This is a genomic window from Candidatus Zixiibacteriota bacterium, assembly GCA_017999435.1.
In the GTDB taxonomy this organism is placed as follows: Bacteria; Zixibacteria; MSB-5A5; order GN15; family FEB-12; genus JAGNLV01.
Genome location: JAGNLV010000004.1, coordinates 359,107 through 381,876, shown reverse-complemented (window position 1 = coordinate 381,876; position 22,770 = coordinate 359,107). Strand labels below are relative to the sequence as shown.

The 22,770-nt window shown below is 65.7% G+C and carries 20 protein-coding genes; 13 read left to right on the top strand and 7 right to left on the bottom strand.

All coding sequences use genetic code 11. The annotated features are described in order from the left end of the window. Positions 1-50: 50 nt before the first annotated feature. The 3 genes from KA261_12035 (at position 51) to KA261_12025 (ending at position 3,628) form a co-directional block, all read left to right on the top strand. Positions 51-1,982, top strand: coding sequence for a thioredoxin family protein (locus tag KA261_12035; protein ID MBP7698529.1), 1,932 nt, complete (start codon positions 51-53; stop codon positions 1,980-1,982). A 164-nt stretch (positions 1,983-2,146) separates the two neighbouring features. Then, a complete protein-coding gene (locus tag KA261_12030) occupies positions 2,147-2,890 on the top strand; it encodes a DUF2064 domain-containing protein (protein ID MBP7698528.1) in 744 nt (247 codons plus the stop codon). A 3-nt stretch (positions 2,891-2,893) separates the two neighbouring features. Beyond that, positions 2,894-3,628: a creatininase family protein gene (locus tag KA261_12025; protein MBP7698527.1), complete on the top strand. Its 735-nt coding sequence runs from the start codon at positions 2,894-2,896 to the stop codon at positions 3,626-3,628. A 30-nt stretch (positions 3,629-3,658) separates the two neighbouring features. Here KA261_12025 and KA261_12020 read toward each other — a convergent pair whose 3' ends face one another. Further along, on the bottom strand, positions 3,659-4,501 hold the full coding sequence (locus KA261_12020) for a hypothetical protein (GenBank protein ID MBP7698526.1): 843 nt from the start codon (positions 4,499-4,501) through the stop codon (positions 3,659-3,661). Between the two features lie 101 nt (positions 4,502-4,602). Beyond that, positions 4,603-5,445: an aminotransferase class IV gene (locus tag KA261_12015; protein ID MBP7698525.1), complete on the bottom strand. Its 843-nt coding sequence runs from the start codon at positions 5,443-5,445 to the stop codon at positions 4,603-4,605. 281 nt (positions 5,446-5,726) lie between these two features. Between KA261_12015 and KA261_12010 the strand changes: the two genes are divergently transcribed. From KA261_12010 to KA261_12000, 3 genes are all read left to right on the top strand, one after another. Next, complete coding sequence (locus KA261_12010; GenBank protein MBP7698524.1) at positions 5,727-6,335, top strand: sigma-70 family RNA polymerase sigma factor; 609 nt, start codon at positions 5,727-5,729, stop codon at positions 6,333-6,335. Then, a complete protein-coding gene (locus KA261_12005; protein MBP7698523.1) occupies positions 6,292-6,975 on the top strand; it encodes a zf-HC2 domain-containing protein in 684 nt (227 codons plus the stop codon). Before KA261_12010 ends, KA261_12005 begins: the two co-directional genes overlap by 44 nt. Positions 6,976-7,098: 123 nt before the next feature. After that, the gene (locus KA261_12000; protein MBP7698522.1) at positions 7,099-8,157 is read left to right on the top strand and encodes a serine protease; all 1,059 of its coding nucleotides are present in this window, start codon (positions 7,099-7,101) and stop codon (positions 8,155-8,157) included. Positions 8,158-8,224: 67 nt separating this feature from the next. Here the strand turns inward: KA261_12000 and KA261_11995 are convergent, their stop codons facing one another. Further along, a complete protein-coding gene (locus tag KA261_11995; GenBank protein MBP7698521.1) occupies positions 8,225-8,956 on the bottom strand; it encodes a ribonuclease Z in 732 nt (243 codons plus the stop codon). 234 nt (positions 8,957-9,190) lie between these two features. Here KA261_11995 and KA261_11990 point away from each other — a divergent pair, with 234 nt between their 5' ends. Beyond that, positions 9,191-10,096: a DMT family transporter gene (locus tag KA261_11990; GenBank protein MBP7698520.1), complete on the top strand. Its 906-nt coding sequence runs from the start codon at positions 9,191-9,193 to the stop codon at positions 10,094-10,096. A 150-nt stretch (positions 10,097-10,246) separates the two neighbouring features. Further along, positions 10,247-13,711: a M6 family metalloprotease domain-containing protein gene (locus KA261_11985; GenBank protein ID MBP7698519.1), complete on the top strand. Its 3,465-nt coding sequence runs from the start codon at positions 10,247-10,249 to the stop codon at positions 13,709-13,711. Positions 13,712-13,789: 78 nt separating this feature from the next. Here KA261_11985 and KA261_11980 read toward each other — a convergent pair whose 3' ends face one another. Beyond that, positions 13,790-14,290, bottom strand: a complete 501-nt coding sequence (locus KA261_11980) for a PTS sugar transporter subunit IIA (GenBank protein ID MBP7698518.1) — start codon at positions 14,288-14,290, stop codon at positions 13,790-13,792. Positions 14,291-14,683: 393 nt separating this feature from the next. On the opposite strand from KA261_11980, the gene aspS reads away from it, so the two are divergent. Genes aspS through KA261_11955 form a run of 5 tightly spaced genes read left to right on the top strand, consistent with a single transcriptional unit; the run spans position 14,684 to position 21,469 of the window. Next, the gene (aspS, locus tag KA261_11975; protein MBP7698517.1) at positions 14,684-16,510 is read left to right on the top strand and encodes an aspartate--tRNA ligase; all 1,827 of its coding nucleotides are present in this window, start codon (positions 14,684-14,686) and stop codon (positions 16,508-16,510) included. Between the two features lie 19 nt (positions 16,511-16,529). Then, the gene (locus KA261_11970; GenBank protein MBP7698516.1) at positions 16,530-17,513 is read left to right on the top strand and encodes a PhoH family protein; all 984 of its coding nucleotides are present in this window, start codon (positions 16,530-16,532) and stop codon (positions 17,511-17,513) included. A 14-nt stretch (positions 17,514-17,527) separates the two neighbouring features. Continuing rightward, positions 17,528-19,777, top strand: coding sequence for an HDIG domain-containing protein (locus tag KA261_11965; protein MBP7698515.1), 2,250 nt, complete (start codon positions 17,528-17,530; stop codon positions 19,775-19,777). After that, entirely contained in the window at positions 19,774-20,205 is a 432-nt protein-coding gene (gene ybeY / locus KA261_11960; protein ID MBP7698514.1) for an rRNA maturation RNase YbeY, read from the top strand. The genes KA261_11965 and ybeY overlap by 4 nt, the downstream gene beginning before the upstream one ends. Positions 20,206-20,209: 4 nt before the next feature. Beyond that, on the top strand, positions 20,210-21,469 hold the full coding sequence (locus KA261_11955) for an HlyC/CorC family transporter (GenBank protein MBP7698513.1): 1,260 nt from the start codon (positions 20,210-20,212) through the stop codon (positions 21,467-21,469). Between the two features lie 66 nt (positions 21,470-21,535). Here KA261_11955 and KA261_11950 read toward each other — a convergent pair whose 3' ends face one another. The 3 genes from KA261_11950 to KA261_11940 form a co-directional block, all read right to left on the bottom strand. Then, a complete protein-coding gene (locus tag KA261_11950; protein MBP7698512.1) occupies positions 21,536-21,955 on the bottom strand; it encodes a response regulator in 420 nt (139 codons plus the stop codon). A gap of 102 nt (positions 21,956-22,057) precedes the next feature. Beyond that, a complete protein-coding gene (locus KA261_11945) occupies positions 22,058-22,276 on the bottom strand; it encodes a hypothetical protein (GenBank protein ID MBP7698511.1) in 219 nt (72 codons plus the stop codon). 62 nt (positions 22,277-22,338) lie between these two features. After that, complete coding sequence (locus KA261_11940) at positions 22,339-22,674, bottom strand: DUF3467 domain-containing protein (protein MBP7698510.1); 336 nt, start codon at positions 22,672-22,674, stop codon at positions 22,339-22,341. Between the last annotated feature and the right edge of the window lie 96 nt (positions 22,675-22,770).

Sequence of the window (22,770 nt, the reverse complement as noted above, 5' to 3'; positions counted from 1 at the left end):
GGATGGGACGCCGACAGACGGCGGAGTGTTCAGCCAGGATTGACAGCACTATGAATGGATCAGACCGGCGGCGGAGCCGCCGTTCCTTCATGCTCCTCTCCCTTGTTCCCGCCCTCGCCCTCATGCTCGCGGCGCCCGTGTCGGGCGGACAAATGGATTTCGGCGGAGGGGCCGAGGAACCGAACATCGCGGTCTCGACGGTCCTGTCGGTGACGGCGGCGGCGGCAGGGGAATCCTGCACTGCGGCGGTCGTGCTGGACATCCCGCCGCCGTGGCACGTCAACTCGGCGCATCCCCGCGACGAGTACCTGATTCCTGCGAAGGTGGAGTTCGACACCGTTCCGGGAATCACCCCGGGCCGTCCGGCGTACCCGGCGGGGCAGCCGGTCCTGCTGCTGGGCGACACGATGGATGTCTACAGCGGCCGCACCATCATCCCCTTCACGATTGCCGTCTCGGCCGGCGCGGCCGGGTCGGCGACCCTGGCGGTCCGGGTCACCTACCAGCCTTGCAACGACATTGAGTGCCGTGCGCCCCAGACAGTCGCGGCCGCCCTCCGGGTGCCGGTCGCGAGCGGGGGGGTTCCGGCCAACGAGGCGATCTTCGGCACAACGGCGGCCCCGGCGACCCCGGCGGCCCCGGCGACGGATACCTTGGAGAGCCGCTCCGGAGCGGACGCGCCGGCGGAGGAGGAGAGCGACCTGGCGCGGCTCGTGCGCGAACACGGGTTCTGGGGCTACTTCCTCGCGCTCGGACTCGCCTTTATCACCGGGCTTTTGCTCTCGTTCTCGCCCTGCACCTACCCGATGATCCCGATAACGGTGAGCGTGTTCGCGGGGCGGGAGCGGTCGATGGGGCGGGGGTTCGGGCTCTCGCTCGTGTACGTCGTGTCGATGGCGGTGGTGTACGGCGTCATGGGGCTGATCGTCTCGCTCGTGGGCGGGGTGTTCGGGGCGTGGCTGGCCAGTCCGCCGGTGGTCATCGCCATCGTGGCCGTCTTCATCGTATTTGCGCTCTCGATGTTCGGGCTGTACGAATTGCAGGTGCCGCTGGCGCTGCGCAGCAAGCTCGGCGCACGGGCGGGCGGGGGCGGCCTCTTCGGCGTCATGGTCCTGGGCGTGGTGGCTGCGCTCGTCGTGTCTCCCTGCGTCGGTCCCTTTGTCGCCGGGATCCTCATCTACGTTGCGACCAGCGGCTCGCCCGTGATCGGGTTCCTCGTGCTGTTCGTGTTCGCGATGGGTTTGGGGACGCTCTACCTGCTGATCGGCACATTCTCCTCGGCCATCAGCAAGCTGCCGGGTTCGGGGGAGTGGATGGAGTCGGTGAAGAAGTTCTTCGGGTTCGTCCTCCTGCTCATGGCGCTGTACTTTTTGCGGACGTTGCTGGCGCCGTGGGTGACGGCGCTGCTGGCCGGGCTGCTCCTGGTCGGCTACGGCGTGTTCGGCGGGGGGATGGACCGGCTGACACCGCGCTCGCCGTTTTTCCCGCGGCTCAAGAAATTCCTCGGCGTGCTCGCGCTCGTGATCGGAATCGCGCTGCTCGTGGGCGTGCTGGTGTCGACGGGGGTGGTGCTGCCCGACCTCGCCCGGCGGCTCCCGGCCGCGGGCGCCGCGGCGCCGCCGCAGCACCTGATCGCCTGGGAAACCGATCTCCCGCGGGGCCTGGCGCGCGCCCAGGGCGAGGGAAAGCCGGTGGTCATCGACACCTGGGCGACGTGGTGCGCGAATTGCCGCGTGCTCGAGAAGAAGACTTTCGGGAATCCGGACGTGGCCGCGAAGGTGGCGGAGCGGTTCGTGCCGATCAAGGTCCAGCTCGAGAGCGCCGACAGCGAGGCCACGAGAGCGTTCATGGCGCGCTTCGGCATGAGCCACTACTCGCTGCCGACGACGCTCCTTCTGGATTCGCAGGGAACGGTGCGGCGGGTGCTCCGCGGCGTGGTCGGGCCGGACGAGATGATCGCGGCGCTGGCCGGCGTGCGCTGACCCCGCCCCGCTTCAGGCGCCGCGGCCCGCTCCCTCTCCGCGCGCTTGCGCGCCCGCTCTCCCCGACCGCTTTTCCGGAAATTCTCTTTCGGCGAACCTTGACGCCGCCGAATCCCGGCATGTATATTCCGGCGTGACAGAGGACCCTAACTCGTAAGGGACGTATGGCCCGGACAAAGAAGAACGATTCAGTCATCGCCGTGTGCGTCCAGGAGCCGACTGAAGACGGATCGCAGATGGAGCTCGGCGCCATCCAGGGCGATTCCCTGCGCTTTCTCCACCAGGCTTTCATTACCGACACGATCAACCACGCTCTCGATGCCGATGTCGACGTGCGCCTGTACTATGCCGAACTGCCGGAGCGCGAGCGATTGGTCGGGATCATAACGGAGTACCTCAGGAAGAAATCGAGCGGCAAGCGGGCGACCGCGCTGAAAAATCGGTTCCAGGGGGTGAAGCTGCCGATGGAGCGGTGGGGCCTGCGAATCGAGAAGGTGTTTCAGGACGCCTTCGCGGCCGGCTACAGGCACGTGCTCGTGATCGGCAGCCGGACCCCCACGGTCAAGACCGACCAGATGTGCCGCGCCCTGCGCATGCTGCGGGAGTCGGACGCCGTGTTCGGGCCCACCCCCGAGGGGCGATACTACGTGATCGGAATGTCGTCGGAGTACCGGGTGAAGCTGTCCGAGTTCGACTGGAAATCGCCGTCGATCTACCACGACGTGTCGAACGCGTTCACCGAGCAGGAGCTGCGCTGGGCGGAGCTGGAAATCTGGTACTGCGTCGAGGATCCCGACGAACTGGAACTCATGGTGCGGGACATCAACCAGTTTCGCTTCGAGGGAGACGAGCTGTCGGCCCGCGAGACGGAGCTGGTGATCGAGCGCCTGCTTTCGCGGATGGAGTGAGTGGTGGAACGACGCCTGCAGCGCCTGAGCTGGCTGCGCATCAGGGAACTGGTGCCGGCGGAGATTGACACGGCCGTGCTGCCGGTGGGGACGGTGGAGGCGCACGGCGCGGCCTGCCTCGGCACCGATATCTACATCCCCGAGGACATCGCCGGCCATATCGCCGAGCGCCTCAACGCACTGGTGGCGCCGACGGTCACTTACGGCATTACGAAGTCCCTCCTGCGCTACAACGGCGGCGCAACCGTCCGCCCGGAGACCTTCGGCGCCTACGTTCGCGACGTGCTCGACTCGCTGGCCGCCGCCGGCTTCCGCCACGTCATCGTCATCAACGGCCACGGCGGCAATAACGCCGTCCTGAAAGACGTCGCGTACGCCTTCCACGCCGAGCGCCGGGCGAACATCGCGGTCATCCACTGGTGGCAGCTGTGCGCGGATATGACCGAGAATTTCTTTGGCCACATCGGCGGGCACGCCGGGACCGACGAGACGGCGTACATCTGGGCGATGGATCCCGCCCTGGCCGACCGGGAGCGGTACGATCCGGATCTCGCCTACACGTTTAATCCGGGGGCCGATGTCTACCCGGTGCCGGGGACCATCCTCCTGTACAAGGCGGGGGAGGGGTACCCGGAGTTCGATGACCGGCGGGCGAAGGAATACCGGGAGAAAGTGATCGACGCGGTGGGGGAGTTCGCGGCGATGGTGCTCGGGCGGTGGCGAAAGTTCGGGCTGTAGGGGCGGCCGGCGCCGGCCCCGCGTGCGCCATCAAAACCGATCGATATACGTGATCCGCACTTCACGGGAGAAGGTGTCGGATTCGCGGCGATTGAGCGTCAGGTCCTTGGCGATAAACTCCAGCTGCAGATTATCGGTGAAGAGCCACTTCACCGCCATGCTCAGGTAGCCGCGGCCGCGGCCGGCGAACGTATAGGGCTCGCCGCCGGGGAGCGCGCTCGCGTCGTCATTGAGCGCCGCGTCCCACTCGGCGAAGAACGCGAGGTTGTACTTGAATGTGGCGTCGAAGCCGGCGAAGAAGTTGACGTCCGATTCATCGTCGACGTCGTTCTCCAGCGTGTAGTTGACGCCGAAATGGCCGCCCGCCGTCCACTGGTAGAAGTAGAAGCTGCGGCTGACGATGCCGTAGAAGCCGCGCGACTTGAACGTGTACCGCTTGAGATCGTCGTTGTACGGCCCGCTCCCCTGCGAGGCGAAGCCGAGGGCGACGGCGGGGAAGTACTCGAGCTCATCGACCACGCGGAACTTGATGTTGATGCCCATGTCGGGGTTCCAGTCGGGACTGGAGGCCGAGATGATGTCGATGCCTCCGTAGGAAAGCCCGAGCTGGAAGCGGTTGGAGAGGCCGATATCGATGTAGCCGGTCGCCGCACCGTACGGGGAGAGGCGGATGACGACGTCCCAGTAACCGCGGGGGAGGGTGCCGGCGGTGGGGATGTCGACCAGCCAGCGGGGCGGCAGTTCGTACAGGCTCGTGCTGCCGTGCGGGACGCGCTGGACGGGCTCCTGGGGTTGCGCGGCCGCGGGCCGAGCCAGCGCGCACAGCCCGACTGACAGGATAACAGCGGACAGACAGACAAAGCGGACTTTCATACACCGGCCTCGATTGCTCTCCGAATGATCAGTTACCGCAAGCAATAGCTCCGGCAGGGGGGCTAAAGCAACAAAAACATCGGAGGCGCCGCGCCCGCCGGTCAGTCAAGGCCGACCAGTTTGCGGAAGTGACGGAAGAGCTGCCCGGTGACGGGTCCCTGGGGGATTGTGCAGCCGCCGCCCGGCCCGCTGATGCCGCCGACCCCGATCACGAGCTTGGTGGAACTGGAAATGAAGACCTCGTCGGCGGCGCAGAGGTCTCTCAGGAAGGCGGGTCGCTCGGCGACGGGGAGTTTCAGGCGGCGGCATTCGCGCAGCACGATGCGGCGCGTGACGCCGTCGAGACAGCCTGACGAGAGCGGCGGCGTGTAGATGGTTCCGCGGTCGACCCAGAAGATGTTGGCCGAAGTGACCTCGGCAACTTCGTCGCGCTCGTTGAGCAGGAGGGCGTCGTCGCACCGCCGACGGTGCGCCTGGCGGAAGGCGGCGGCGTGGAGTGCGTAGGAGAGCGTCTTGATCCTGTGGAGGATCGAATTTTGGTCGACTCGGAAATCGGAGACCCAGAGACGGAACGGGACGGTCGGCATCCGGTGCGGACCGGCCGAGAGGATCACCTGCGGCCGGCCGGGCCGGCCGAACCAGCGGGCTGATTCGCCGGCGGTGATGGTCAGGCGGAGTTTCTTGATGCGCGCCGGATGGGCCCGCAGCGTCTTGACCATCCAGCGCTCAAGCTGAGCCGGTGTGACCGGCAGCTCGAGCCCGATAACCCGCGATCCCCGCTGGAGGCGGCGGAGGTGATCGCGGGGGAAAATTGGCCGATCGTCCACCGCCAGCAACATCTCAAACAGCCCCTCGGCGTACTGCAGCGAGTTGTCGAAGACCGAGATTATGGCCTCCCGCTTGGGGACCAGTCGGCCGTTAATCGTGGTGGTCGTCTTAACCATATGGCTTTCAGGGGGCTAAGGTACAACGGCGGCCGGGATTGTCAAGCAGCGAATAAGTCCACACCGCCGCCGCCGGGGAAGATTGCGCCTTCGAACGGGTATTAGGGACGACGGACCGGCGGCTGGCCAAGAGACGTAATCCCGGCGGGATCCGCACGGCCCCTGGCCGGCTGCGGTAAGTTGTTAAATTTCTGTTGCTTATGGCGGGCCGCGAGGAAAGATTGTGGAACTTCCAGGACTCTGGCGGGTACCAGAGACATAGCACGAAGGACGGGACGACGATGGCGAAAAACAAAGAGACCGAGAAAGAGATCGACTACAAACTCATGCACCGGGTGCAGGACGGCGACATGGTGGCTTTTAACGAGTTGGTCGAACGGTACAAGGACCGGCTGATGAACGTGATCGGTCGCATGTTGTCATCGCAGGAGGAAGCCGAGGATATCGTGCAGGAGACCTTTATTCGCGTCTACCAGCATCGGCAGTCCTTCAATTTCCAGCACTGTTTCTCAACCTGGATCTATACGATCGGACTGAATCTCGCCCGCAACGAGTTGCGGAAGCGGAAGCGGTTCAAACATTACGACATCACCGAGATGCAGGGGAACGAGGCGGAGTTCGCGGTCGAGATGAAACTCCCCAGCCGCCTCCCCCAGGTCATCGACGAAGCGGTGCAGGAACTCCCGGAGAAGTACCGGCTGGCGTTCATGCTCCGCGATCTTCAGGAGATGCCGTACGAAGAAGTGGCAAGAATTCTGAGCATACCGTTGGGGACGGTCAAGTCGCGAGTGAACCGGGCCCGCCTGATGCTCAGGGATAAGCTCTTACCCAAACTGGAGGGTCAGAATGCGCTGTCGAAGAACACGCTCCTTCCTGTCAGCCTACTGTAGAGAGGAACTCTCCGGCCGGCGGAAACTGGCGGTGAGCGAGCATCTATCGACCTGCCCCGAATGTCGCCGAGAGGAGAGCGAGTACCGTAGTCTCTTTGCCGCGGCCGAGCAGGTGAAGGCGCGCACGGTGTCGGCCGACTTCACCACCAAGCTGTTCCATCGGCTGGCGGAAGAGCGCTTCGCGGAAACGCGCACCAAGGCCTACCTGCCGAAGCGCGCGCCGGTGGTCCGGTGGGCGGCGGTGGCCCCGGTCGCCGTGAGCGTCTGCGTCCTGACGCTGGTCGGGATCATGATGCTCTCGGGCGGTCAGGAGCCACAGACGGCAATGGCCGACCTGGGTGGCGATCCCTCGACCCGGTACATGACCGCGCAGCCGACGCACAATCCGAATCTGACGGTGAATCTGGAGAAGGATTGGTCGCTGGCGGCGCAGATGGCCCGGGCCGAGCGGCTCAACCGGCTTTCCCAGGCGGTTGGCGCGCAGGTTGAATTTCACGGGTTGCCGACGTATGGGGCGACCAATGTCGCGGCTACGACCGGGGCCTCGCCCTACGTGTCGGAGGTCTATCGGATTCGTCCGGTAATTCGGTCGTACCAAACGCCGGATGGCACTGCGAGGGAGGTTGACCAGACCTACTGACGAATGCTAACGCACCTGTTTTTGACCGCCAGCAAGCGCGCACGGGCGTGCGCACTGGCGGTTCTTTTTGCCATCTCATCGGTCGGCGCCGCCGACAGCCCGCTCCTCCGGCTGGAGGACGGCGTGAACGAACTCATTTACCGCGCCTCCCGCTCGATCGTGACGGTGGAAGCCATCCAGCCCCGAATGTACGGCGGGGTGGGCGGGGCCGGGGGGCAGACTATCCACACCCTCGTCTCCTCGGGGCTCATCTACGACAGCGCCGGCCATGTTCTGGCCTCGGCCTCCTCGGTCGCCGGCCGCGAGCAGATCCTGGTCCACTATGACGACCAGACACTCGAGGCGAGGCTGTGCGGCGTGGACTACATCACCGGACTGGCCGTACTGGCTGTTGACCGCCCCCTCGGCGTACCGGCCGCGCTGTGCCGGCACCGCCAGTGTGCAGGGCAGATGGTGATCGCGATCGGGAATGCCTACGGCGTGCGGGCCTCGCCCACGCTCGGGTTCTGCAGCGGCTTACGCAACGACGGAATCATGCAGTTCACCGCGCCGATCACCTCGGGGACGGTCGGGGGCGGAGTGTTCGACATGGCCGGCGAGCTGGTCGGCGTCATCACCGGCGGGATCGGCCGGGAACGCTTCGCGGAAGTCGGCCTGGCTGTGCCCGCCTCGGAGATTCCCGAGGCCGTGGCCCATCTCGTCGCTCAGGGCGACCGCTACGCCGGCTATGTCGGGGTGCAGATCGCGGATATCGATGTCTCTCCCGGCCTGGAGATTCGCTACCCGGCGTCCTTGGTGGAGTCGGGGCGGACGCCGGGGCGGATCATCGACCGGGGAGTGCTCGTGACCTCGGTGACCGCGGGGTCGCCCGCGGCCCGGGCCGGCCTCTCGCCGGGAGACTTGCTCTTCGCCGTCAACGGCGTCGCCGTCGGATCGGCCGGAGAGCTGCGCAGCCTTGTGCGCAACAACCCGCCGGGGACGCGCGTGGAGATCGGGTACCTGCGCCGCGAGATGCCCTACGTCGTGGCGCTCGAGACGGCGCGGCTCGATGACCCGCGGTGGGAGGATCTCTTCGCCCCGCAGCCGGGAGTGAGCGACCCCGCCGAGGTCACCGATTCCCTGCGGAAGGAGGTGGAGCGGCTCCAGCGGGCGCTCGAAGATCTCCAGAAGCGGCTCCGCTAGGATCGTCAATCTCGCGCGCCGCCCCGCTCTCGCTCGCTCCCACCGGCACCGGATACCTGTGCCCTCCTCACGATCGCTCCGCCCGGTGAATCAGCAGGTAGGACTTGGCCAGGGTGCCGAGGTCGCGGGCCAGCGACTCCGACAGGTGCACGCGTGCGAGCATCTCCGGTTCACACCGGTCGTCGTCGGCGAAGGTCGCTTCGATGATCGCGAGGTCGGCGCCGCGGACCAGATCCTTGACCTCATCGCACAGGCCGGTGTCGCCGGTGATGGCGATTGTCTCTCCCTCCAAAGTGATGCGGTAGCCGAAGGCGGGGATGGGATCGAGAATGCCGCCGCGGTCGATGCTCCCGGCGTGGGCCATCGGGTACGCCTCGATCGGCAGCCCCGCGAGCTCGAACCGCTCGTGCGGGTGGAGCTCGCGCAGCACCAGGGGGTAGGGAAGGTGATCGGGGTAACAGCGGCGGAAAGTGTGGGCGAGGGCGAACACCTCGGTGCAGCGGTCGGGGGCGCAGATGGGGAGCGGAGCGGTGCGGCCGATCATGCGGAGAAACCCGAGGAGCGTGTGGAGCCCCCCCACATGGTCGAAGTGGCCGTGCGTGTAGAGCAGACCGCCGAGCGAATCCAGCCGAATTCCGGCGGCCAGAAGATCGCGCAGACAGCCGTCGCCGGTGTCGACGAGGATGCCGGAACGGTCGGTGCGCACGAGAATGTGCTGGGCCACGCCCGCGCGGGAGTACAGCACTCGCGCCTCCAGGCGGTTGCCTTTCCAGACGAGTGCGTCGGCGATCAATCCCATGGTGTCCTTTCCGCTGACAGCGACCGAAGATTTCGCGCACCCGCGGCGCGGCGCAGGCCGGACGGCGGGGCGGCTCCCTTGCCCGGTATGGGAAGCTGCGCCAATATCGGTCACGCCGCCGGGCGGCGCAAGCGGGGAATCGGTCCCCCCCCGAGGGGCGGCGATTCCATTTGACAAGGGAGCGGGCGGAGCGGTAATTGCCCGTCACATTCCCCGGTGCAGTGTGGAGAAATGATGATTCGCCTCCTCTTGGTGCTCACCGTGTGTGTCTGGGGATGGTCGTTTGTGGCGACCAAGATCTGCCTGGCGTACCTCACCCCGCTGCAGGTGATCGGCCTGCGCTACCTGCTCGGGCTTCCGGTTATGGGGGCCGTGCTCCTGGCCAAGCGGCGGCCGATCCGGGTGCCGCGCGCGGAGTATCCCTGGATTCTGGCGGCGGCGGCCGCGATCACCATCCATTTCCTCGTGCAGGTGATCGGGATGCAGTACACCACGGCGACCAACACCGGGTGGCTGATCGCGGTGACCCCGCTCGTGCTGGCGGTCCTGTCGGCGGTGTTTCTGAAGGAGCGCCTGTCGGCCAAGGCGGCGGCGGGGATCGCCGTGGCCACGACCGGCGTGCTGCTGTTGGTGTCGCAGGGGCGCCTGTTTACGCTCGGGTGGCTGCAGAGCGCCGGGGACTGGCTCGTATTTGCCTCGGCCCACACCTGGGCGGTGTTCACCATCCTCACCCGCGACCTCTCCCGGCGGTGCGGACCGCTGGTGACGCCGTTCCTTGTGCTCTCGGTCTCGGCGGCGGTCATTCTCACCCTCATGTTCGGATCGGCCGGCCTGGCCGGGGTGACGGCGCTGCCGGTGCGGGGGGTCGTCGCCCTCCTCTTCCTCGGATTGGTCGTGCAGGGGCTGGCGTTCTGGTTCTGGCAGGAGGGGGTGGCAAAGCTGGGCGCGGCCCGGGCCGGGGTGTTCCTCTATCTGGAACCGCTGGCGACCACCGCCCTGGCGGTACCCTACCTGGGGGAGCACTTCGGGCTGTTCACCGGGATCGGCGGGGGGCTGGTGCTGCTGGGCGTGTATCTGGCGGAGCGGCGGGTGCGGCGCGGCGGCGCCGCCAATCGTGCGGGCACCCTCGAATCGCGTTGACAATTCCGGCCGATAAAGTATTTTGAAAGAAAGAGTTGTTCAGGAGGAGATATCTTGCCTACCTCTCGTACCCGCCGACGCTTAACTGCCAGTCTGTTACTCGCCATTGCGGCTCTGCTTCCGCTTGCGGTTGTCGATGCGCCCCGCGCGATGCCGCTGGCGCCGGAGCTTGTGGAGAAGTTGCGGGCCTCGGGTGAGCTGCCGCTGGTGGCGGCGAGCCTCAAGGAAGCCCGCGCCCAGGGGGTCTGGGCGCCCAACCCGAGCATCGGATCGCCGGACAAAGCCGCCGGCCAGGCCTTCCAACTCGCGCCTGGGGCGGTCGACACCTTCCGCGTGCTCGTGATCCTCGTCGATTTTTCCGACCAGCCGGCCTCGGGGGGACTGGTGTACGGTCAGCCCGCCGATTTCATGCACTTGTTGTTCTCGTTTGACCCGGGCGACAACCACTACTCGATGGCCGAGTTCTATCGGGACAACTCCTACGGCACGTTCATCATGCAAGGACAGGTGGTCGGCTGGGTCCGGGCGCCTCAGACGTACGCCTACTATGTCGACGGCCAGAAGGGGTTCGGGACCTACCCGCAGAATGCGCAGAAAATGGCCGAGGATGCGGTGCTTTTGGCCGACCCGCTAGTGAACTATTCGATGTTTGACGCTGATGGCAACGGCTGGGTGGACGGCGTGTTCATCGTCCACTCCGGCACCGGATACGAGCAGACGGGGGATCCCAACGACATTCACTCGCACATGTGGAGTCTGCGCACCTCCCAGTACCTGGACGGCGTGACCATCAGCTCCTACACGACCGAGCCGGAGGAAAACTCGGCCACCGGCCTGTCGACAATGGGCGTGTACGCGCATGAGTACGGCCACTTTATCGGCCTACCCGATCTGTACGACGGCGACTATTCGTCCTCGGGCATCGGCGACTGGTCGCTCATGGCGGGGGGGAGCTGGAATATCGGAGGACGTAAACCGGCCTTTATGGATGCGTGGTGCAAGAAGGAGCTCGGGTTCTTGACCCTGACGAACATCACCGCCGGCGCCGAAAATGTCGCCATCCCGAGCAGCTACCACGAGCCGGCCGCCTACCGGCTGTGGACCAATGGAGCCGTCGGGTCGCAGTATTTCGTGATCGAGAACCGGCGGCGAACCGGGTACGACGTCGGCATCCCTGGCTCAGGACTGCTCATCTACCACATCGACGAGACCATCGGCGGGAACTGGGATGAGAACCATCCCAAAGTGGCGGTGGAGCAGGCCGACGGCGAGTTTGAGCTCGAGAGCGGCGCCAACCAGGGGGACGGCGGCGACGTCTGGTCGGCCGGGACTAAGGCGGATTTCGACGATCTGTCAACGCCCAACACCCGGGCCTACGGCGGCGCCGTCACCGGAACCGCGGTGTGGACCATCTCGGCCTCCGACTCGGTCATGACCGCCGGCTTCGACATCGCCCTCACGCGCCCGCGCTTCCAACTGCTATCGGGCGTGTTTTCGGATGCGGCTTTCGGCAACGGCAACGGAATTGTCGAGACCGGAGAGCGCATGACCTTCACCTTCACGCTGCAGAATGCCTGGGCGACGGCCACCAACGTGACGGGGACGCTGACAGCGGACAACAACGATATCGTATTCATCACTCCCACAGTCAACATCGGGGCCGTGGCCGGGTCGGGCGGCACCGGCGGCAATGCCCTCAATCCGATCATCTTCGACGTGCCGGCCGATTTCTCGCCGTGCATCGACTCGTTCTTCCTGACGGTCGATGCCGACCAGCTCGGTGCGGAGCGCACCTACGGGTTCGAACTGCACGTCGGCGGCCCGGAAGTGCTGCTGGTGGACGACGACAACGGGGCCAACTGGAACCAGGCGTACGAACAGGCGCTCTTCGGATTGCGCGTGCCGTTCGCCAAATGGACGAAGGCGGTGTCTGGAACGCCGCCGGCCGACACCCTATCGCGCTACGCGATTGTCGTCTGGTTCACCGGCGACGACCGCCCGGACGTGCTCTCGGCGGCGGATGTGGCCGCGATGACAACCTTCCTCGACAACGGCGGCAATCTGTTCCTCACCGGTCAGGTCATTGTTCGGGAGTTGAACGGGGACGCCCCGTCGTTCCTGAGCAACTACCTCAAGGCCGGCTACCTTGGGGATCAGTACTACCCGATCATGAACGGGGCGGCGGGGAGCGCGATCGGTGACGGCTACAAGCTGCGATACAACGTGGGGGACAACCAGGACGACCCGCAGAAGATGACGGCGATCAACGGGTCGGCGGCCGAGTTTGAGCTGCCGGTGGGCGGCGTGACGATGCTCTCCTGGGCGGGGTCCTACAAGATCGTGCTGGCGAGCTTCGGTCTTGAGGGCGTCGCCGACGGGTATGTCGCCAACGGTTACGCGACGAAGCAGATGGTGCTGCAGCGGGTGCTCGACTTCTTTGCCGCCGACTCCGTGTCGCAGAATCCGTCGATCACGGCGGTGGCGGTGGGCGGCGGAACCTCGCCGCTCCGGCTGGTCGACCACACGCCGGAGTTCTCGTGGAGCGTGGTCGACACGGCCGGGGGCCCGGCGGTCGCATACGAGGTCCAGGTGGGGACGGGGGATCTCTGTTTCAACGCCGATGACATGTGGTCGCCGGGGGCGGCCGCCGGCGCCGACACCTCGGCTGTGTACGCGGGCGCGCCGCTGGCGGACGGCCAGGATTATGTCTTCCGGGTGCGCGTGTCCAATGGCGCGAGCTGGTCCGAGTGGGAACGCCTGGAGTTCGGAATGAACGCCGTGAGCGCCTCGGGACTCCTCGTGGCGCCGGCGCAGGATTCGCTGGTGACGACGGCGACGCCTACGCTCAAGGTCACCAACACCACCGACCCCGATGGGGACGTGCAGACGTACGAGTTCGCCGTGTACGCCGACCAGGGATTGACGACGGTGGTGGCGGCCGCCGCCGGGGTCACGCAGGCGCCCCCGCACACGGTGTGGACGGTGTCGACGCCGCTAGCGGACGACGCCCGATACTGGTGGCGGGCGCGGGCCTGGGACGGCTACGAGTACAGCCCGTGGTCGGCCGTGGGGACATTCCTCGTCAACGCCGTGAACCAGGCCCCGGCGGCCTTCTCGCTTCTCGCGCCGGCCAACGGAGACACGGTCGCCGTGCACCCGACCTTTGTCTGGCAGGCCTCGACCGACGGCGACCTGGGCGACGCCGTCTCGTACACGCTCAAGTATTCGGAGGATTCGCTGTTCGCCCTGTATGATTACGTGCAGCTGGCCGAGACCACAGTCGTGCTGTTCAGCCCGCTCGACGAAGGCACGCGGTATTTCTGGAAAGTGGAAGCCCGCGACCGCTTCTCGGGCATGACGGTGTCAACCGAGACTTTTCGCCTAACCACCCAGACGACGGGCTGCTGCACCCGGCGCGGCGACTACGATAACGACGGTTCAATCAAGGTCAGCGATGTGACGCTGCTGGTCGGCTACCTCTTCCGCGGGGGCGTGCCGCCGGTCTGCGCCGAGCACGGGGACGCCAACGGGGACGGTGAGATCAAGGTGTCGGACCTGACGCTCCTGGTCGGCTACCTCTTCCGGGGCGGGGCGGCGCCGGCGCCGTGTCCGTGAGCCTTGCGCCAGTTTGACTTTTGCCGAACCGGGTCCCTCGGGGCCCGGTTTTCTCTTGCCGGTGATGCCCGCCGATTCTCACTCCATCGCGCGGATGGCGCGGAGAACTTCGCCGGGCGAGGTAACGCTGAGCAGCTCCTCGCGAAATGACTCGTACTGCAGCATCTCCGCGAGGGCCTTGAAGACCTTGAGGTAGAGGTTGTCTTCGTAGGGCGGGGCGGCCATGATGAAAAAAAGGCGGACCGGCGCCGAGTCGGGAGCGCCGTAGTCGTAGCCGGTATGGGAACGGGCAAACGCGATCATGAACTCGGTGGCCTGCATGGAGCGAATGTGGGGAAAGGCGATGCCGTGGCCGATCGCGGTCGAAGCTTTTTTCTCGCGGTTGACAAAGTCGATGAGGAGCTTGTTGCGGTTGCCGACGCGGTGAGTCTCGTTCAGGAGGTCGACCAGCTCGAGGAGGATCAGGGACTTGGCCTGCTCCCGCCAGCGTTCAATCGACTGGCCCTCCTCGGGCGGATCGATGACGGTCTCCATTTCCAGTTTGACCGCATCTTCCGTCATGTAGCGCGAGATATTCATAGTAATTCTATCGGTCGCAACCGGTTAACCATGAAGGAGAGTATACGTGACGGCCTGCGAGATTGTCAACAGGAGATCCCTCCGTACCCCGGAGTGCGACGCTGCCGGTGACTCAGGCCGTCACCGGGCCAGTTACCCGCTTGAGGCCGGGCAAATCAATTGATGCCACCGACAGGTGCCGGCTCCCTGTCAATCCGATGTCGCCGGGCATAAGGTCCGTGGCGGCACCATAGGGAGGGGCGGCGGCCGCCGGGTCTGTCCGGTCGGGGAACCGGCAACCTTGACATTCGGTCGGGGGGAGTGTACTTTCCCGGTACGTCAGCGGCGCCGGCGGCCTGAACCTTGGGCCCGAACGTGCCGATAAATATTTTGACAGCAAGGAGTTAAATTTCTCTGGTGGTCAAATTTTCGGAAGTGAAACGCACCCACTCCTGTGGGGAATTGCGCCCCGCTCATGTCGGCACAACCGTCAGGCTTAACGGATGGGTCAACAGTTACCGAAACCTGGGCGGGCTGTTTTTTCTGGACCTGCGCGACCGCTACGGCATCACCCAGGTGGTGATCAACCCGGAAACGTTCGACAAGGACATGCTGGCCGAGGCGCAGCGTGTCCGCCATGAGTACGTCGTGGCGGTCACGGGGAAAGTGCGGCACCGCCCGGAGGGGACGGCGAACGAGCGCATGCTCACGGGCGGGATCGAGGTGGTGGCCGAGGCCTTCTGGATCCTTTCGGAATCGAAGACGCCGCCGTTTGAGATTGAGGAGGAGACGAGCGCGAGCGAGAAGCTGCGCCTGGAGTACCGGTATCTGGATTTGCGGCGGGGGCCGCTGCAGGAGCGCATCCGGTTCCGCCATGATCTGACCATGTGTGTGCGCAAATACATGAGCGCGCAGGACTTCCTGGAGATCGAGACTCCCCTGCTGATTCGCTCGACGCCGGAAGGGGCGCGCGACTACGTGGTGCCGAGCCGCGTCCACCACGGCCGCTTCTACGCCCTTCCGCAGTCGCCGCAGTTGTTCAAGCAGATCCTCATGATCGCGGGCTTCGACAAGTATTTCCAGATCGCGCGGTGCCTGCGCGACGAGGATCTGCGCAGCGACCGCCAGCCCGAACACACGCAGATCGACGTCGAGCTCTCGTTCGCGACGCCCGAGGACGTGTTCGCGGTCATCGAGGGCCTGATGGCGAACGTGTTCGAGAACCTGGCAGGGGCGGCCGTGGCGACGCCGTTTCCGCGCTACACCTATGCCGAGGCCATCAGCCGCTGGGGAATCGACAAACCCGACCTCCGCTTTGGCATGGAGATTGTCGACCTCACCGAGATCGCGGGGGCGTCGGAATTCAAGGTGTTCCGGGAGAACGCGGCGCGCGGCGGCGTGATCAAGGGGATCGTGCTGTCGGGCGGAGCCGCATACTCGCGCAAACAGCTCGACGAGTTGACCGAGCTGGCGAAGCAACAAGGGGCCGGGGGGCTTGCGTATATTCTGAGGACCGCGGAAGGCGACAAATCGCCGATCCTGAAATTCCTGGGCGAGGCGACGGCGGCGGCCATGAGCGCCCAGGCCAAAGCCGCGACCGGCGATGCCCTGTTCCTGGTCTCCGACCGCCCGGCGAAGACTGAAGCGATCCTCGGGCAGTTGCGGCTGCACCTGGGGCGGGCGCACCGGCTGGCGGCCCGGAACGAGTGGCGGTTCCTGTGGGTCGTGGATTTCCCGCTGTTTGAATTCGATGAGGAGTCGCGCACCCTACAGGCGGCGCACAATATCGTATCGCACCCGATGGAAGAGGATGTGCCGCTGATCGAGGCCGGGTTTGCCAGCCCGCTGCCGGTGTCCGACCCCGGCCATCCGTGGCGGCGGGCCCGGGCGATGCAGTACGACCTGGTGCTCAACGGCTGGGAAATCGCCTCCGGCGGTCAGCGGATCAACCGGCGGGATCTCCAGCAGCGGATCCTCAACATCCTGGGGATCGACGACGAGCGGGCCGAGCGGATGTTCGGATTTCTCCTGCGGGCGCTTGAGTACGGTGCGCCCCCCCACGCCGGCATCGCGGCCGGTCTCGACCGGCTGGCCGCTCTCATGACCGGGGGCGAGTCCATCCGCGACGTGATCGCCTTTCCCAAGACGACCAACGCGATGTCGCTGATGGACGGTTCGCCGGCCGAGATCGACCCACACCAGTTGGCGGAACTGGGGCTGGCAATCAGGGAGGAGCAGTAGGCGGACCGGTCCGCCGTATATGAATGCCCATCTGGACGAGAGCGTGGTCCGGTCCTTCACGATCGAGGGCATCGACCAGCGCCTGCTCTTCGGGCAGAACGACGTGTTCCTGCGCATCATCGAGGCGCGGTTCGCCTGCCGGATTGTCGCCCGCGGCGACAAGATCGTCATCGACGGCCTCCCCGACGTGGTCGAGAAGGTCGTGCGCCTGCTCAATGACCTGGTGACGCGGATCAAGCAGGGGGACGCGGTGACCGAGCAGTACCTCAACTACGCCATCGTCATGGTGAAAGAGAGCGGGCTCGGACCGGCCCAGGACATTTCGACGCAGTCGCTGCTGACCAGTTCGCTCAAGCGCGAAATCCGTCCCATGACGATCGGGCAGACGAAGTACGTGGAGGCGGTGAGCGCGAACGACATCGTCTTCTCCATCGGGCCTGCGGGGACCGGCAAGACCTACCTCGCGGTGGCCATGGCGGTGGCGGAACTGAAAGCCGGGCGGGTCAACCGGATTGTGTTCACCCGGCCGGCGGTTGAGGCGGGCGAGTCGCTCGGGTTCCTCCCGGGGGACATCCGGGCCAAGGTCGACCCGTACCTGCGCCCGGTGTACGACGCCCTCTACGACATGATGCAGCCGGACAAGATCCGCCGCCTTCTGGAGCTCGGCATCATCGAGATCGCCCCGCTCGCGTTCATGCGGGGGCGGACGCTCAACGAGGCCTTCGTCGTGCTCGACGAAGCCCAGAACACCACCTCGGCGCAGATGAAAATGTTTCTTACGCGGATCGGCGAGAAGTCGAAGGCGATCATCACGGGCGACATCACCCAGATCGACCTGCCCGACCGCCGCGGCTCGGGGCTGGTGAAAGTCCAGGGGATCCTGAAAGGGATCGAGGGGATCGCGTTCATCTACCTGACCGACCGGGACGTGATCCGCCACCGGCTGGTGCAGGACATCATCCGCGCCTACGAGGCCCACGAGGGCCGGTCGAAGAAACGCTGAAGGGCGGGGCGGCCATGCTGATCACTTCGATACTCCTGCGGATCAAGCGTGCGATCAAGCGCCTGCTGAAAGTGCAGAGCGAATCACGCCTGACCATCACCGATACCGCGCGCAGCCGCGCGACCAAGGCGGCCATGCTCGCGGCCGTGGCCCTGGCCGTCGGCATTCTCTACCCGGGGGAGGAGCTCTACGACCCGTTCGATGTCCCGCGGCGCGGCGAGGTCGCGCCGGCCGACGTGGTGGCGCCGTTTGCGATCACGGTCGGCAAGACGGAGCGGGAGATCGAGGACGAGGAGGAGATGGTCCGGCTGGCGGTGCCGTTCGTGGTCGATTACGACTCGACGGCCGTGCGGCAGGCGCTCGGCGGGCTGCACCGGTTCCTCGCCGCGGCCGACTCGGTCAGCCGTCTGTCGCGCTGGCAGGCGCGCGTCGATGAAATCGCCGACACCCTCGAGGCGCGCTACGCGCGCCTGACCCGGAGCGCCATTCTCGACGCCCTGGGGCGGGGCAACCTGCGCGACGTCGAGACCCGGCTGCGCCGCATCTACGAGGAGGATATCTACCGGGTGGGCGTGCTGCCGAGCAAGAACTCCATCCCCGAGAGCCGGAACAAAAACGTGCTCATCCGGCGCGGGGAGCGCGAGAACATCCACCACCGCGACAAACTGCTCTTCCTGGAGATGGCCGATGCCCAGCTGCTGTCGACGCTCAACCGGCTGGCGGCGACGGAGCCGATCGATGTCGAGTTCCACTACCTCGTCGGCCGGGCCTTCCTCCAGCCCAACCTCCACGTCAACATGGCCGAGTACACGCGGCGGCTCGACGAGGAGCTCACGCAGATTCAGACGGTGAAGGAGACGGTCGAAGAAGGGGCGGTGGTCGTGCGCGCCGGCAGCCGGGTGAACGAGCGGCAGGAGCGCATCCTCCGGCAGTTGGTGCAGATGCAGCGGGCGCGCGCGGCCGAGCAGAGCTGGCTGCTGAACCTGGTCCCGGCGATCGCGCGGGTCATCCTCGTGCTCGGCGCCTTTTCGACCCTCTTTCTGTTTCTCTTCCACTTCCGCCGCGAGGTGTTCTACTCCAATGAGCGGCTCATCGCCATTCTGACCGTCTACGCCATCCAGTTGTTCCTCATCTACCTCCTCGACCGGTGGAACCTCTCGGTCTACCTCTACCCCGTGGCTTTTCTGCCGATCGTGCTGACAATCCTGTTCGACGCCGAGGTCGGGGTCCTGTCGGCCATCGTGCTGGCGGTCCTGGTCGGCATCGTCCACCGGTTTGATTTCACGCTGACGTTCATGACCGTGGTGGCGGGGACGGTGGCGGTGTTCAGCGCGCGGCGGGTGCGGCGGCGGGCGCACTTCTTCCGCATCATGATCTACACGGCCTTCGCCTACGCCGTGTTCATCCTCTTTGTCGAAAACCTCAAGCTCGCGCCGTCAACCGAAATCCCCGCGCTCATGGCTTACGGGCTGGCCAACGGGTTCGCCTGCGTGATCCTCGCGATCGGCATTCTCCCCGTCTTCGAGTCGGTTTTCGGGATCACCACCGACATCACCCTCCTGGAACTGTCGGACCTGAACCACCCGCTCTTGAAACGGCTGGCGCTCGAGGCGCCCGGCACCTATCACCACTCGATCATTGTCGGCAATCTCTCGGAGGCGGCGGCGGAGGCGATCGGCGGTAACTCGCTGCTCGCGCGGGTCGGCGCCTATTACCATGATATCGGCAAGATGGAAATCCCAGAGTATTTCGTCGAAAATCAGCTGTCCGTGAAATCGAAACACGAGTCGCTCTCGCCCTCGATGTCGGCGCTCATTCTCTCCTCGCACGTCAAAAAAGGGCGGGCGCTCGGCGAGGCCGCCGACATCCCCGACGACGTGCTGAATTTCATCGAAGAACACCACGGCACGATGGTGCAGAAGTATTTCTACGACAAGGCCCTGCGGGCCGGCAACGGGGAGGCGGTGATGGATAAATTCCGCTACCCGGGGCCGAAACCGCAGACGCGCGAGACGGGGATCGCGATGCTGGCGGATGCGGTCGAAGCGGCGAGCCGCACCCTCGACCACCCCTCGCCCGCGCGGATCGACAACCTCATCCAGCGCATCATCAACGATCGCTTCGAATCGGGAGAACTGGACCAGTGCCCGCTCACCCTGCGGGATCTGGCCAAGATCAAGCGGGCCTTCGCCCAGGTGCTGATCGCCGCCTTCCACCACCGCGTGGAGTATCCGAAAGACGAGAAGGCCGAGGAGCGGGTGTGAAGCTGCGGATATACAAGGAGACGACCGTGCGGGTCCCGCGCGCGCGGCTCGAGCGGCTCTTCCGGGCGGTGGCCCGGGGCGAGCGGCGGAAAGCGGGGGAGGTCAACCTCGTGTTCACCGGGGGGCGCCGGATGCGCCGCCTGAACCGCACGTACCGCGGGCGGGACAAGGCCACCGACGTGCTCGCTTTCCCGCTCCACGAGGGGGCCGGGGAGCAGGCGGACGAGATCTACGGCGAGGTCTATATCGCCGTGCCCGTGGCCCGGGCCCAGGCCGCCGCCTACGGGGTCGGGCTGGGCGAAGAGATCCTGCGGCTGGCCTGCCACGGGTGGCTGCACCTTTTCGGGTACGATCACCACACCCCGGCCGAGGCCGCCGCCATGCGCACGCGGGAGGAGCGCTACCTCGCCGCGGTGAGGGGAGCCTAGCCCTATGCTGGACCTGCTCTACGTTTTCGCCATCATCGCCGGGTTTGCCACCGCCTACGTGATCTCGCTGTTCTCGCTGGCCGTCTACGTGGACCCGGAGGAGGTCGAGAAGCTTTCCCCCAACCAGTCGGCCCGGCGGCGGGGGTTTGTGAAGAAGCTCGCGAACGATCCGCTCGCGCTGGTGCAGAGCGCCACGGTCTACAAGTCGTTCGCGCTGATCATCGTCACCGTGGCCATGTACCAGCTCCTTCCCCGCCTGGGTGCGATTTCGGGGTGGCCGACAACTGTCGTGCGCCTCTTCGGCATGCTCCTGACCTGGCTCTTGTACATCTTCTTCGTCGAGTACATGCCGAGGCGATCGGCGGCCGCGGCCGACCGGGCGCGGCTTTTGCGGCACCTCTGGCTCGTCGGCATCATCTACTTCCTGTTCTTCCCGCTCGTCGGACGCTACCGGCGGGCGCTGCAGCGCATTCGCCCGCCGAAAGACGTGACCGGCGAGGACAAAGAGGACCTCGTCGAGCGGGCGCTGGAGACGCTCGCCGAGCAGGCGGGGATCGGCGAGCGCATTCTCGAGGAAGAGAAGAAGGAAATGATCGGGCAGATCTTCCAGCTCGACCAGACGGTGGCCCGGGAGATCATGATCCCCCGCATCGACATCGTGGGGATCGAAAAATCGATGACGTTTCCGGAGATCCGCCGGCTGGTCATGCGCGACGGCCACTCGCGCTACCCGGTCTACGAGGGGAGCATCGACCGCATCCTCGGCCTCGCCTACGTGAAGGACATGTTCAACCACCTGCCCGAGCCGGGGGAGGAGTTCCGGGTGACCGACCACATGCGCAAGGCGTATTTCATACCGGGGACCAAGGTCATCGGCGAACTGCTCCGCGAGTTCAAGCATAAGCGCATGCACATCGCGGTGGTCGTGGACGAGTACGGCGGCGTGTCGGGGCTGGTGACGCTCGAGGATATCATCGAGGAAATCTTCGGCGAAATCCGGGACGAGCACGACTGGGAGCAGGAGCAGATTGTCAAGCTGACCGACGGGGCCTTTCTCGTCAACGCCGGACTTCTGGTCGAGGACCTGCAGGATTTCCTGGACACCGACTTCGAGCAGAGCGACTACGACACGGTGGGCGGGCTGATCTACGACCTGGTCGGGTCGGTGCCCCGGGAGGGGCAGGTGATCCGGTGGCACGATCTCGAATTCGAGGTCGAGCGCGTCCAGGGGCAGCGGATCGTCGCCGTCAAGGTGCGGCGGTAGGGGACGATCGGTTCACGGAACGGGTTATCTTGAACAGCGGAAGCCGGGGCCGGCGCCGCGGGGCGCCTAGGCCGGCGCGGGCGGGACCGGGTCGGACGGGGCGCGGTGGTGGGTGCGGCACAGGCAGAGCTGGCGCAGCTGGCCCACGATCTCATGGTTGCGAAAGGGCTTGCTGATCAGCCCGTCGACGTCCGCCTCGCGCACCGCCTTGTCCATGAGAGCGAGCCGCTGGCCGGTGATGAAGATCACTTTGGTGTCGGGGAAACGGGACCGGATCTCGCCGAGCAGCGCGACTCCGTCCATGTGGGGCATGGTGATGTCGGTGATGACGATGTCGAAGGGCTGCTGGGCCATTTTGAGGAGGGCGTCCGCGCCGTCGGTGGCCGTCGTTGTGTCGAAGCCGGCCGACGAAAGGCTGCGCAGGAGTATTTGCCGGATCGCCGGCTCATCGTCGACGACCAGGATGGTGGTTTTCGCTGTGTTCACGAAAAGGCCCTCAGGACGCGGCCGCGCCTCAACCGGCGCCGCTATCCTGTTGTAGTATCGGCAGGTGGCGCAGGATCCTTGAGTGGACAGCCAGGGACATGTTCAGGCGAAATGCCGGTAGACGAGAATCACGAGGATGAGGGTGAAGACCACGCCGACAAGGAAGCCGATGCGGAAAGTGTTGAGCCGGGCCAGGCGCTTGGGACGGGCCGCCGGGGGGGCGCTCAACTCCGAGTGGCAGTGCTTGCACTTGACCGCCCCCTCCAGGATGGTCTCCTTGCAGAAGGGGCAGCGGGTGACCGGTTTGGTTGCCAGCGCCATGCCCCATGGGTAGCGGAGCGCGCGCCGCGAGGCAACAAAAAACAGCCGGGCCCGGGCGCCCCTTACTCCTTCTCCGGATCGACAAAACGCACGCCCGACTCAAAACCGATCGGACCTTTGCCCCCGCCGGGGAAACCGAAAGTCTTGATCTCGCCGAACTGCGCCTCAAACTTCTTGAGGTTCTCAGTCAGGGCCTGGTGGAGGAGTTTGGCGTGCATGGGGGTCATGATGATGCGCGAGAGGACCTTGGCCTTCGGCAGGCGGGGCATCACGCGGGCGAAGTCGATGATGATTTCGGTGGGGGAGTGCATGATCAGGGCGAGGTTGGCATAAATGCCCTCGGCGGCCTTCTCATCGAACTCCACGGCGATTTGCTGCTGCGGCGGCTGCTGCTGCATCGGGAGGCTCCTTTCCGCGGACTTCAAAGTGCTTGTGCATGATCAAGCATGGTAATATATTCCGCCGGCAAGTCAACAGAGAAGCGGCGGAAAGGG

Excerpts from the sequence above, each read along its gene's own strand:
- KA261_12035 (MBP7698529.1), top strand. The coding sequence starts at position 51 with ATGAATGGATCAGACCGGCGGCGGAGCCGCCGTTCCTTCATGCTCCTC.
- KA261_12030 (MBP7698528.1), top strand. The coding sequence starts at position 2,147 with ATGGCCCGGACAAAGAAGAACGATTCAGTCATCGCCGTGTGCGTCCAG.
- KA261_12020 (MBP7698526.1), bottom strand. The coding sequence starts at position 4,501 with ATGAAAGTCCGCTTTGTCTGTCTGTCCGCTGTTATCCTGTCAGTCGGG.
- KA261_12015 (MBP7698525.1), bottom strand. The coding sequence starts at position 5,445 with ATGGTTAAGACGACCACCACGATTAACGGCCGACTGGTCCCCAAGCGG.
- KA261_12010 (MBP7698524.1), top strand. The coding sequence starts at position 5,727 with ATGGCGAAAAACAAAGAGACCGAGAAAGAGATCGACTACAAACTCATG.
- KA261_12005 (MBP7698523.1), top strand. The coding sequence starts at position 6,292 with ATGCGCTGTCGAAGAACACGCTCCTTCCTGTCAGCCTACTGTAGAGAG.
- KA261_11995 (MBP7698521.1), bottom strand. The coding sequence starts at position 8,956 with ATGGGATTGATCGCCGACGCACTCGTCTGGAAAGGCAACCGCCTGGAG.
- KA261_11990 (MBP7698520.1), top strand. The coding sequence starts at position 9,191 with ATGATTCGCCTCCTCTTGGTGCTCACCGTGTGTGTCTGGGGATGGTCG.
- KA261_11985 (MBP7698519.1), top strand. The coding sequence starts at position 10,247 with ATGCCGCTGGCGCCGGAGCTTGTGGAGAAGTTGCGGGCCTCGGGTGAG.
- KA261_11980 (MBP7698518.1), bottom strand. The coding sequence starts at position 14,290 with ATGAATATCTCGCGCTACATGACGGAAGATGCGGTCAAACTGGAAATG.
- KA261_11970 (MBP7698516.1), top strand. The coding sequence starts at position 16,530 with ATGAATGCCCATCTGGACGAGAGCGTGGTCCGGTCCTTCACGATCGAG.
- KA261_11965 (MBP7698515.1), top strand. The coding sequence starts at position 17,528 with ATGCTGATCACTTCGATACTCCTGCGGATCAAGCGTGCGATCAAGCGC.
- KA261_11955 (MBP7698513.1), top strand. The coding sequence starts at position 20,210 with ATGCTGGACCTGCTCTACGTTTTCGCCATCATCGCCGGGTTTGCCACC.
- KA261_11945 (MBP7698511.1), bottom strand. The coding sequence starts at position 22,276 with ATGGCGCTGGCAACCAAACCGGTCACCCGCTGCCCCTTCTGCAAGGAG.
- KA261_11940 (MBP7698510.1), bottom strand. The coding sequence starts at position 22,674 with ATGCAGCAGCAGCCGCCGCAGCAGCAAATCGCCGTGGAGTTCGATGAG.